This window comes from Pseudomonas sp. SDO5522_S412 (assembly GCF_054071215.1).
In genome coordinates, this window is the sequence record NZ_JBSVWQ010000215.1 from 1 (window position 1) to 9,595 (window position 9,595).

Genomic DNA, 9,595 nt, shown 5'->3' on the forward strand with positions numbered 1-9,595 from the left:
TCAGTCAGCTTGTTGTCGACTGACCCACCGCATTCGCGAGCAAGCCCGCTCCCACATTTGGTTTCGTGTTTTCCTAGGGGTTTCGTGCCAGGTGCTCGGCTGGCAACACACGCTTGGCGCTCAGGTAGGCGTTTTGCCAATAGGCTTTGGACAGCGTGTCCAGCTTCACCGTACCGCCGGTTTGCGGCGCATGCACAAAGCGCCCTTCTCCCACGTAGATCCCGGCGTGGCTGACCTGCGAGCCGCCACCCGTGGCGAAGAAGATCAGGTCACCGGTTTGCAGGTTGTTTTCGCTCACGTCCTGGGCGCGCATCACGATCAGCTCGCGGGTGGTACGTGGCAAGGAGATGCCCGCCGCGTCACGGTAGACGAAACCGATCAAGCCACTGCAATCAAACCCCGAGTCCGGCGTGTTGCCGCCCCAACGATAAGGCGTGCCGACCAGGCCCAGCGCACGAAAAAGCACGTCTTCGGCCGCAGGCGAGAAACTTTGGGTGGCATAGGTGTTGAACACCGGCTTGGGCTTGACGGCCACGGGAGCAGGCGGAGGACGACTTGCGCAGGCGCTGAGCAGCGCGGCGCAAACGAGAAGAATTAGGCGGGCCGAGGTCGACATGGGCAGAACAATCCTGATCTGGATGCGGCTTTCGCTGCCGAACGTTGAAAAACAGAACGCGCAAGCAAAGCTCGCGCGATCAATTTACAACAATGTCCAGGGATTCTAGCGCTTACACGTCAAACTTCAAGTATCACTTTAACTTTACTTGCTGGCGGTAACGGTAGTCGGGGCCATCGCCAGGGCGCGCTTGGCTTCGATGAAGGTTTTGCTCCAGTAGCTGTCACCCAGGTTGTCGACTCGCACACCACCGCTGCGGCGGCTGCTGGAGTGGATAAACTGGTTGTCGCCCAGGTAGATACCGGCGTGGCTGACACGACCACGGCCAGCCGTACTAAAGAAAAGCAGATCACCGGGCTTGAGGTTGTTCCGCGCGACCAACGGTGCATCCACGTTGATCATTTCGCGGGTGGAACGCGGCAGGTTCATGCCGGCTTCCTCGCGGAACAGGTAGCCGATGAAACCGCTGCAGTCGAAACCGGCTTCAGAGGTACCGCCGAAACGGTAACGGGTACCGATCAGGGACATGCCGCGTTCGAGAATGCTGTCGGCCAGAACTGGAAGCTGGTAAGGCTTGGCGCCGGCGAAGTCGGCGAGTTCTTTTTCAGTTGCGATCTCTTCCTGATAAACAGTGGAAGACTGCGACGCAACGAATTTTGCCTGGGACTGCTGTACTGGTTTTTGCTGCTCAGCCACGTTTTGAGTGTGGGTGGCGCAACCAAACAACAGGGTAACGAGTGCGAGAGGCACGAGGGGTGCGAAGCGATTTAGCATGGGCACGACCGTGGCTGATGTGTAAAGAAGCCGAGACTATGCCTTCTATCACATCGATTTGCAAATTCAATCGTGATCTATGTGACTTCTTGTTTGGACTATGACATCTAAGCCCTTAACACCCTATGCCAGCCATTTGCGTGGCCAAAACGGCCCAAACGCAGGTTTTCTGGCGCCTGTAATTTGCCGAAAGCCCCGGCTTTAAAGGGCTGGCTACCAGCCCAGGGTTTCTTTGAGGAAGGGAATAGTCAGCTTGCGCTGGGCTTGCAAGGAAGCCTGGTCGAGCTGTTCGAGCAAGTCGAACAGTGCGCTCATGCTGCGTGTACCGCGAGTGAGAATAAAATGCCCGACTTCATCGGTCAGGTGCAACCCGCGGCGCGAAGCACGCAGTTGCAGGGCCCGCAGTTTGTCTTCGTCGGACAACGGGCGCATCTGGAAAATCAGCGCCAGGGTCAGCCGCGACTTCAAGTCCGCCAGCTTCACCGGCAGCTCACGTGGCGAGGTGGAGGCGGCAATCAACAAGCGCCGGCCGCTGTCACGCAAGCGGTTGAACAGATGGAACAGTGCCTCTTCCCAATCTGCCCGCCCCGCCACTGCCTGCAAATCGTCCAGGCAGACCAGTTCGTATTGTTCAAGGTTGTCGAGGATCTCGATACCGCGGTCCAGCAGCTCCGCCAGCGGCAGGTACACCGCCGGTTCACCCATCTGTTCGAAGCGCAGGCAAGCGGCCTGTAACAAGTGGGTACGCCCCACGCCGTGCTTGCCCCAGAGGTAGATCAAGCTTTCGGTCCACCCGGCGTCGGCTTCGCAGAGCCGCTCGACATAGCCGAGTGCAGCGGCATTGGCGCCTGGGTAGTAATTGATAAAGGTGGCGTCGTCACGCAGACGCACACCTAGGGGCAGCTGAATCGGTTTCATGCTGACTGAACGGTTCCAATCGAACCGTTAGTGACCTCTGTGTAAAGTTTGCAAAGTTTATACCCGTGACGCCGGGCGCACAATGCAGCAGACCACAAGCAAAATCAAAGGTTTGCGTTAACTTGTTGGATTTGGTGAGGAATGTTTGACGCAATGGCGAAACGCCAGAGCCGATAAATGACAAACCCGGCCTTGAGCCGGGTTTGTGATGCTGCGGTTATAACTCCGGTTCGTCGGTTCCGGCGTACATGTCCGAGTCCTTGTACAAGTCGTGCACATGGCGCACCAGCACCATGATCACCGCCGCCACCGGCAGCGCCAGCAGGATGCCGGTAAAGCCGAACAGCTCGCCGCCCGCCAGGATCGCAAAGATCACCGCCACCGGGTGCAGGCCGATCCGGTCGCCTACCAGCAATGGCGTCAGCACCATGCCTTCCAGGGCCTGGCCGACCATGAACACCGCGACAATCCCGAGCATCGGGTACAGGTCGCCGTGGAACTGGAACAACCCGGCCACCAGCGCCGCACCGATACCAATCACGAAGCCCATATAAGGCACGATGGCTGCCAGGCCGGCGATCAGGCCGATCAACAGCCCCAGTTCCAGGCCGATCGCCATCAACCCCGCCGCGTAGATGATCCCCAGCGCCAGCATCACCAGCAACTGGCCACGGACGAAGGCGCCGAGCACCTCATGACACTCCTCGGCCAGGGAGACAATGCGCTCCTCACGGTCGCGCGGCAGCAGGCCGCGGATCTTGGCCATCATGATATCCCAGTCCCGCAGCAGGTAGAACGCCACGACCGGGATCAGCACCAGGTTGGTCAGCCAGCCAATCAGCGCCAGGCTCGACGCCGTCGCCTGGCTCAGCACCACGCCGACAATGTCGGTGGTCTGGCCCATGTGCTCGCTGATGGCCGCCTTGACCTTGTCGAACTTCCAGAAGCCGTCTGCCAGCCCCAGCTTGGCCTGCGCCCACGGCATGGCCGTGTGTTGCAGCCAGTCGAGCATCTGCGGCGCCAGCTCATAGAGCTTGAACAGCTGCTTGGCCAACATCGGCACCAGCACCAGGACCAGCGCCGTGATGATCAAGGTGAACAACGCAAACACCGCCACCACGCCCCAGGTACGTGACAGGCCGAGCTTTTCCAGGCGATCCACCACCGGATCGAACAGGTAGGCCAGCAGTAACGCGACCAGGAACGGCGTCAGGATCGAATGCAGCAGGAACACAAAAACGCACAGCAGGACAATCCCGCCAAGCCACACCCAACGACGCGTATCCGCCATAAACCACTCCCTCTGTTATTTGCTTCCTGCTTCTATATAAGAAGGAAGAACACTTACCAATGAAAACGTAGCTGCGGCGTCGGCTCGACCGGTGCCGGTTGCGCGCCTTCTACCACCGTCTGCGGAGCCGGAGCTTCACCTGCCGGGATTTCCTGCAACTTGGCCAGGCTCAACTGGGTGCGCAGCTGCTCGGCGCTGCCATTCACCCGATAAACGATGCGAGTGCCGTCCACGCGCACTGGCTGGGCACCGAACGGTTCCAGCAGATGGCCGAGGGCGGCGTAATGCTCGAGATTCATGCCCTGCACTTCCAGCAACTGATCACTGGTGGCAGCGCCGGCCTTGACCGCAAAGCGTGGTGCCAGGCGTTCGCTGACGGCCAGCAGCACGGCGTCAGCCAATGCGGCAGTATCAGTGCCGGTGGCGGTGCCCTGCTCGCTTTTATCCCCCAGCCACAGGCGCCATTTGGCCGACCATTGGCCGCCATCTTCGCGAGCATGCACCGCCAGCAAGGCATCGGCCCCATAACGCTCGGACGCGGCGCGCAGCGGTGTGGCGTCAGGGCTTTCAAGATTCGGGGCGGTGGCGACGATCTGTTCGTCCAGGTCACCCAATGGCAGACGCAGCGGCAAACCACGGTGCTGGGCCGCGCGGCGCAGCGGCTGGGCGACGGCCTGGCCATCACCGACCAGGCTGCTGCCTTCCACGGAGTCGTTCAGCCACCAACCGAGGATCGATGGCCGATTGCTGCCCCACAGCGCCAGGCCCGCGCCACGCAACGCGCGGTCGGTGCTGACCGGGTCGAAATCCACCTGCAGGCTTTCCGGCGGGCCGGCGTCGTAGCCATACTGACTGATGATTTGTTGCGGGTCTTTGCGGATCGCCGCCAGGCCCGGGCCATCGGCGGCCTTGGCGTCGCCGGTCAGGCGGATCACCAGGGTTTGCAGGGCACGCTGGGTCGCCTGGTCGCGCTCCTGGGGAGACTGACTGCTGACCGGCTCCAGCACTTGATAGAGACCATTGAGGGTTTCGGCATGACTCGCCAGGCTGACCAACGACAAGCAGCCCACAAAAAAATATTTACTCAGACCCATGAAAGAAGATTCCCGAACGGCAAATAAGCGGTTGGAACAGACCGCGTGAACACTGTTGAGCAAGGCTGTGACCACAGCGACCGGCAAAACATTCACAGGGTCTCGGCAAGTTTTTGTACTGTCATAACGATAGCGAGTTAAAGGCTATACCTTAATAGGGCCTGTGACCGACTCGATTAGCGATTTTTTTAACAGCTATTGCCCCTGCCCGTCGGCCCGAGGATGGCCGCTGCCCCTCAAGCCTGATAAAATCGCGCGCCTTCGCAGACCGTCAATGGCAGGCCGTGCTGAAACTTCAGGTTTCGGTACACCCGCCGCATTCGGTCGTTACCCCTGAATCCCCCCTAAAGGCCTGGATCATGAGCAAGCAACCCTCCCTGAGCTACAAGGACGCCGGTGTAGACATCGACGCCGGTGAAGCATTGGTCGAACGCATCAAGAGCGTCGCCAAGCGCACTGCGCGCCCCGAAGTCATGGGCGGCCTGGGCGGTTTTGGCGCCCTCTGCGAGATCCCGGCCGGCTACAAGCAGCCTGTATTGGTCTCCGGCACCGACGGTGTGGGCACCAAGCTGCGCCTGGCACTGAACCTGAACAAGCACGACAGCATCGGCATCGACCTGGTTGCCATGTGCGTGAACGACCTGGTGGTGTGCGGCGCCGAGCCGCTGTTCTTCCTTGACTACTATGCCACCGGCAAGCTCAACGTCGAGACCGCTACCCAGGTGGTCACCGGCATTGGCGCTGGCTGCGAACTGTCCGGCTGCTCCCTGGTCGGCGGCGAAACCGCTGAAATGCCAGGCATGTACGAAGGCGAAGACTACGACCTGGCCGGTTTCTGCGTCGGCGTTGTCGAAAAATCCGAAATCATCGACGGTTCCAAGGTGGCTGCCGGTGACGCCCTGCTGGCCCTCCCATCGTCCGGCCCGCACTCCAACGGCTACTCGCTGATCCGCAAGATCATCGAAGTGTCCGGCGCCGACATCGAAACCATCCAGCTCGACGGCAAGCCCTTGACCGACCTGCTGATGGCCCCGACCCGCATCTACGTGAAGCCGTTGCTCAAGCTGATCAAGGACACCGGCGCGGTCAAGGCCATGGCCCACATCACCGGTGGCGGCCTGCTGGACAACATCCCGCGCGTACTGCCTAAAGGCGCCCAGGCGATTGTCGACGTGGCCAGCTGGCAGCGCCCGGCAGTCTTCGACTGGCTGCAAGAGAAAGGCAACGTCAACGAAACCGAGATGCACCGCGTGCTGAACTGCGGCGTGGGCATGGTCATCTGCGTGGCTCAAGAGCACGTTGAAAGCGCGCTGAACGTATTGCGTGAAGCCGGCGAACAGCCTTGGGTCATCGGCCAGATCGCTACCGCCCCTGAAGGCGCGGCTCAGGTTGAACTGAAGAACCTTAAGGCGCACTGATGCCTGCAACCTGTGATGTCGTGGTGCTGCTCTCCGGCACCGGCAGTAACTTGCAGGCCCTGATCGACAGCACGCGCGCCGGCGACAGCCCGGTGCGCATCGCTGCGGTGATTTCCAACCGCAGCGACGCCTACGGCCTGCAACGCGCCAGGGACGCAGGTATCGACACCCGCTCCCTGGATCACAAGGCTTTCGAAGGCCGCGAGGCCTTCGACAGCGCCTTGATCGAACTGATCGACGCCTTCAACCCCAAACTCGTGGTACTGGCCGGCTTCATGCGCATTCTCAGCGCTGACTTCGTGCGTCACTACAACGGGCGTCTGCTGAATATCCACCCGTCCCTGCTGCCAAAATACAAAGGGTTACACACCCACCAGCGTGCCCTGGAGGCCGGCGACACCGAGCACGGCTGCAGCGTGCACTTTGTCACCGAGGAACTCGATGGCGGGCCTCTGGTCGTACAGGCAGTAGTTCCGGTAGAGTCTGCGGACTCTGCGCAGACGCTTGCGCAACGGGTTCACACCCAGGAACACAGGATTTACCCGCTGGCTGTTCGCTGGTTCGCTGAGGGACGGTTGATTCTTGGCGACCACGGTGCATTATTGGACGGTCAGTTACTTGCGGCCAGCGGCCACTTGATTCGAACCTAGGAGACTTTATGCGTCGCGCCCTGCTCTTCGCTTTTGCGCTGTTCGCCTTGCCTGCCGTGCAAGCGGCAGACCTTCACCCTTTCTCCGCCAGCTACACCGCCGACTGGAAACAGTTGCCCATGAGTGGTTCGGCAGAACGCAGCCTGACCAAGAATGACAACGGCAGCTGGACCTTGAATTTCAAGGCTTCCATGATGATCGCCAGCCTGACTGAAACCAGCGTGATCCGCTTCGACAAAGACGCCCTGCAACCGGTGAGCTACACCTTCGAACGCGGTGGCCTGGGCAAGACGAAGAAGATCAACCTCGACTTCGATCAGACGGCCAAGAAAGTCACCGGCTTTGAAAACAAGGACCCGGTCAACGTGGCCCTTCAAAGCGGCATGCTCGACAAGTCGACCTACCAGTTGGCATTGCAGCGCGATGTGGCAGCCGGCAAGAAAAGCATGAGCTACAACGTCGTCGAAGGCACTGATGTCGATACCTACGACTTCCGCGTGATCGGCCCGGAAAAGGTCCAGACCAAAGCCGGCTCCATCGATGCGATCAAGGTCGAGCGCGTGCGTGACCCGACTCAAAGCAAGCGCATTACCCAAATGTGGTTTGCCAAGGACTGGGGCGGCATCCTGGTTGCCCTGCGCCAGGTCGAGACTGACGGCAAGGAATACAACATCATGCTGCAAGACGGTACCGTTGACGGCAAGGCTGTCAAAGGCAGCTGATCCTCTGCGCAATGAAAGAGCCTCGCGTACGCGGGGCTTTTTTTCGCCTGTCGCCTGACGCCAACATGAAACTTTTGTCATAAAACTCAGCGCCCTGCGACGCAATGTCGCGGTTTCCGTGGGCTCGCGGGATTACTCCAGTTTCTGTAAAGGTGTGTTGCAATTCCTGGTTATTTACTTAGCAAGCTAACAAATCATATAACAAAGGCCTGCGACGCCTTGCCGCAGATCAACCAGAGATTGGAGCAAGCAGATGACTGTAAAAGTAACTGAACGCGACGATGAACATATGTCCCATGAAGCAGTAGCCCACGGGATTCACATCTGGGATGTACACCAGCAAGACCTGCTGGTCGGCATGTTTCACGACGAGACCGAAGCTCATAATTATAAAAACGAGCTCGAGACCCTTGAGATGAAACGCCAGGCGCAAAGCTCCTGAAACTCTGAAATCCTGTAGATAACCAGCCCCACGCAGCTGGAGTGTCTATAAACACAAACCCCGCCTTTTGAGCGGGGTTTGTGTTTTGGGGGTTGGGGGTTGGGATTTTGGGGGCGCTTCGCGCCCCAGCGGGAGCAAGCTCCCTCGCCACAACAAGCCGTCTCGCCACAATGTGTGTTTCTAACGCATTACCACATCAGGTCGTCAGGGATCTGGTAGGCGGCGTACGGATCATCCTCATCCGGCACCTGGCTTTCGGTCAGCACGTTCATCTGGACGATGCGCTCTGGCGCCCGCTCCTGGATCTTCAGCGCGGCTTCGCGCGGGATCACCTCGTAACCGCCACCGTGATGCACGATCGCCAGGGAGCCGTTGCTCAGCTTGTTACGCATCAGCGTGTTGACCGACAGGCGCTTGACCTTCTTGTCATCCACGAAGTTGTAGTAGTCCTCGGTGGTCAGCTTGGGCAGGCGCGAGGTTTCGATCAATTGCTTGACCTGCGCAACGCGGGCCTTAGCCTCGGCTTTTTCCTGCTGCTGACGGTTCAGCTCCTGGTCGCGCTTGACCTTTTCGGCATGCGCCTGGATGGCCAGGCGCGCCTGGCTGTCGTCCGCTTCGGCCTGGCCTTTATGCACCAGGCGCTGCTGTTTCTGTTTCTCTTTGCCGACCTGCTTGGCCTGCTTTTGGTTGACCAGGCCTGCTTTGAGCAACTGGTCGCGAAGGGAAATGCTCATGGTGCTTACTCACTTGGGCAACGGCTCAGCCGCAGCTGGACAGATTCTTTTCCTGGCGTTTGGCTTCGCCCCACAGGGCGTCCAACTCTTCGAGGGTGCAATCTTCTATGGGACGGTGGGTCTCGCGCAATGCCTGTTCGATAAATCGGAAACGTCGTTCGAATTTAGCGTTGGCTAAACGCAAGGCTGCTTCCGGGTCGACCTGGAGGTGACGGGCCAGGTTGACCGCCGCAAACAGCAGGTCACCTACTTCATCGGCGATGGCTGCCGGGTCGTTATCGGCCATGGCCTCGAGCACTTCATCCAGCTCTTCGCGCACGTTATCCACCACGGGCAACGCGGCCGGCCAGTCGAAACCCACCTGCCCGGCGCGCTTTTGCAATTTGGCGGCGCGGGAAAGCGCCGGCAAGGCCGTGGGTACATCATCCAGCAAGGACAGTTGCTCCGGTGCGTCGGATTTTTCCGCACGCTCCTCGGCCTTTATTTCTTCCCAACGCTGCTTGACCTGCTCTTCGCTCAGCTGCGGAATATCCAGCGGCGCATACAAGTCTCCCGTGGGAAACACATGCGGGTGACGGCGAATCAACTTGCGGGTAATGCTGTCGATCACCCCGGCGAATTCGAAGCGCCCTTCTTCCCGCGCCAGCTGGCTGTAATACACCACCTGGAACAACAGGTCGCCCAGCTCACCTTGCAGGTGATCAAAATCCCCGCGCTCGATCGCATCGGCGACTTCGTAGGCTTCTTCCAGGGTGTGGGGGACGATGGTGGCGTAGGTTTGCTTGATGTCCCACGGGCAACCGTATTGCGGGTCGCGCAGGCGGTTCATCAGGTGCAACAGGTCTTCAAGTGAATACATCAGTCTCTTTCCGCAGAAGTGGGAACGCTGAGGATCAAATGTGGGAGCGGGCTTGCTCGCGAAGGCGTCGTGTCAGT

11 protein-coding genes are annotated in these 9,595 nt (G+C 59.7%); 4 read left to right on the forward strand and 7 right to left on the reverse strand.

Going from position 1 to position 9,595, the window contains the following annotated elements; genetic code table 11:
• Positions 1-73: 73 nt before the first annotated feature.
• From ACW9I6_RS27035 to ACW9I6_RS27055, 5 genes are all read right to left on the reverse strand, one after another.
• Positions 74-616, reverse strand: a complete 543-nt coding sequence (locus ACW9I6_RS27035; protein WP_003210749.1) for a C40 family peptidase — start codon at positions 614-616, stop codon at positions 74-76.
• A 144-nt stretch (positions 617-760) separates the two neighbouring features.
• A complete protein-coding gene (locus ACW9I6_RS27040) occupies positions 761-1,390 on the reverse strand; it encodes a C40 family peptidase (RefSeq protein ID WP_003210748.1) in 630 nt (209 codons plus the stop codon).
• A gap of 213 nt (positions 1,391-1,603) precedes the next feature.
• The gene (gene hda / locus ACW9I6_RS27045) at positions 1,604-2,308 is read right to left on the reverse strand and encodes a DnaA regulatory inactivator Hda (RefSeq protein WP_003210747.1); all 705 of its coding nucleotides are present in this window, start codon (positions 2,306-2,308) and stop codon (positions 1,604-1,606) included.
• Positions 2,309-2,525: 217 nt separating this feature from the next.
• On the reverse strand, positions 2,526-3,599 hold the full coding sequence (locus tag ACW9I6_RS27050; RefSeq protein ID WP_177019653.1) for an AI-2E family transporter: 1,074 nt from the start codon (positions 3,597-3,599) through the stop codon (positions 2,526-2,528).
• 53 nt (positions 3,600-3,652) lie between these two features.
• Positions 3,653-4,693: a DUF2066 domain-containing protein gene (locus ACW9I6_RS27055; RefSeq protein ID WP_457340039.1), complete on the reverse strand. Its 1,041-nt coding sequence runs from the start codon at positions 4,691-4,693 to the stop codon at positions 3,653-3,655.
• A gap of 359 nt (positions 4,694-5,052) precedes the next feature.
• On the opposite strand from ACW9I6_RS27055, the gene purM reads away from it, so the two are divergent.
• The 4 genes from purM (at position 5,053) to ACW9I6_RS27075 (ending at position 7,925) form a co-directional block, all read left to right on the forward strand.
• On the forward strand, positions 5,053-6,111 hold the full coding sequence (gene purM / locus ACW9I6_RS27060) for a phosphoribosylformylglycinamidine cyclo-ligase (protein ID WP_008438191.1): 1,059 nt from the start codon (positions 5,053-5,055) through the stop codon (positions 6,109-6,111).
• A complete protein-coding gene (gene purN / locus ACW9I6_RS27065; RefSeq protein ID WP_008438189.1) occupies positions 6,111-6,761 on the forward strand; it encodes a phosphoribosylglycinamide formyltransferase in 651 nt (216 codons plus the stop codon). The genes purM and purN overlap by 1 nt, the downstream gene beginning before the upstream one ends.
• An 8-nt stretch (positions 6,762-6,769) precedes the next feature.
• The gene (locus ACW9I6_RS27070; protein WP_003210742.1) at positions 6,770-7,483 is read left to right on the forward strand and encodes a DUF3108 domain-containing protein; all 714 of its coding nucleotides are present in this window, start codon (positions 6,770-6,772) and stop codon (positions 7,481-7,483) included.
• Between the two features lie 253 nt (positions 7,484-7,736).
• Positions 7,737-7,925 carry a hypothetical protein gene (locus ACW9I6_RS27075; RefSeq protein ID WP_008438187.1) on the forward strand — a complete coding sequence of 63 codons (189 nt, stop codon included), beginning with the start codon at positions 7,737-7,739 and terminating at the stop codon, positions 7,923-7,925.
• Positions 7,926-8,113: 188 nt separating this feature from the next.
• Here ACW9I6_RS27075 and ACW9I6_RS27080 read toward each other — a convergent pair whose 3' ends face one another.
• Together ACW9I6_RS27080 and mazG are read right to left on the reverse strand one after the other, a co-directional pair.
• Entirely contained in the window at positions 8,114-8,659 is a 546-nt protein-coding gene (locus ACW9I6_RS27080; protein WP_003210740.1) for a DUF2058 domain-containing protein, read from the reverse strand.
• A 25-nt stretch (positions 8,660-8,684) separates the two neighbouring features.
• A complete protein-coding gene (gene mazG, locus ACW9I6_RS27085; protein WP_003210739.1) occupies positions 8,685-9,518 on the reverse strand; it encodes a nucleoside triphosphate pyrophosphohydrolase in 834 nt (277 codons plus the stop codon).
• Positions 9,519-9,595: the final 77 nt, after the last annotated feature.